The sequence below is a fragment of the Nocardioides terrigena genome (assembly GCF_003047265.1).
Lineage (GTDB): Bacteria > Actinomycetota > Actinomycetes > Propionibacteriales > Nocardioidaceae > Nocardioides > Nocardioides terrigena.
On record NZ_PZYY01000068.1, the window covers coordinates 1 to 598 of the forward strand.

Consider the following 598-nt stretch of genomic DNA (forward strand, 5'->3'; position numbering starts at 1 on the left):
GTAATTTTAGCAACTTCCGCTGCGAAATCTTCTTCAACTTTCTCGATACCTTCACCAACTTCTAAACGGATGAAGTTAGTTACTTTCGTATTTACAGATTTTAAGTAGTCGCCTACTGATTGTGAAGGATCCATTACAAACGCTTGACCTGTTAATGAAACTTCACCAGTGAATTTCTTCATACGACCTTCAACCATTTTCTCTGCGATTTCTTTCGGTTTACCGGAGTTGATTGCGATGTCGATTTGGATTTGACGTTCGTGTTCAACAACTTCTGCAGAAACGTCTTCAGGATTTACGAATTCAGGACGGCTTGCAGCAACGTGCATTGCAACTTTTTTCAATTCTTCGTCCGAACCTTCACCCGCTACTAATACACCGATTTTAGCACCGTGTAAGTATTGTGCGATTACTTGACCGTCTAAGTATTGAACACGACGAATGTTCATGTTCTCACCGATTTTAGCCACTAACGCCGCACGTTTTTCTTCGAATTGTGCCGCTAACGTTTCAATCGTTGTACCTTTGTTTGCTAATGCGAAATCAGCAACTTCGTTTGCTAAACCTAAGAAACCGGCATCTTTAGCTACGAAGTCTG

At 41.3% G+C, this 598-nt stretch carries 1 protein-coding gene; it reads right to left on the bottom strand.

From position 1 onward, the window contains the following. A partial coding sequence (gene tsf, locus DAE25_RS22885; RefSeq protein WP_107768567.1) for a translation elongation factor Ts occupies positions 1-598 on the bottom strand: 598 nt, incomplete at both ends.